The organism is Oleiphilus sp. HI0043 (genome assembly GCF_001634935.1).
In genome coordinates this window covers 1-734 of the sequence record NZ_LWEY01001970.1, presented here as the reverse complement: position 1 = coordinate 734, position 734 = coordinate 1, and the positions used below count along the sequence as shown (strand labels likewise).

Genomic DNA, 734 nt, shown 5'->3' with positions numbered 1-734 from the left:
AGCCAAAATACGGGCCACCCGATGCCATAGGAATACCCAATGGCTGACCTTCACCCACGGCGATATCGGCACCCTTATCTCCCCATTCACCAGGAGGCGTTAATAGCGCTAAAGCTGTCGGATTAACGACGCCAATAACCAACATGCCATTTGCCTGGCCCCAGTTGGTTAAAGCATTCACATCTTCCAACGAGCCAAAGAAGTTTGGCTGAGGAATTATCAAAGCGGCATAGTCTTGGCCAGCAAAGCTTTCTAACGCTGCACTATCAACGGCAAGCGCTTTATCGTCCATTGGCAATACATCAATGGAAATTCCCTGGTTGCTAACAATGTCATCAACCACTTGCTGGTATAGAGGATGTACGGTACCTGCGATCAGAGCCTTTTTGCTCTTGGACTTTCTGTTGGCACGAATCGCCATCAACACGGCTTCAGCTAGGCCCGATGCTCCGTCATACAAGGAAGCATTAGACATATCCATCGCCGTAAGCTGGCACATCATGCTTTGGTATTCATAGATTAGCTGCAAAGTCCCTTGGCTTGCCTCTGCCTGGTAAGGTGTATAGGCAGTCAGGAACTCACCACGCATCGTCACATCCCACACAGCAGCAGGAATATGATGTTCGTAGGCACCGGCACCAATAAAACATAGCGCACCTTCGTCTAATTGAGCACGCTCGCTCATTAGCCGCATCATTTCCATTTCGCCTAAACCTTCAGGCACACCATTCAGT

The 734-nt window shown here is 49.5% G+C and carries 1 pseudogene; it reads right to left on the bottom strand.

What is annotated here, in order from left to right:
* Nucleotides 1-734 (bottom strand): annotated as a pseudogene (locus A3729_RS30345) (glycine dehydrogenase); the annotation flags it as partial.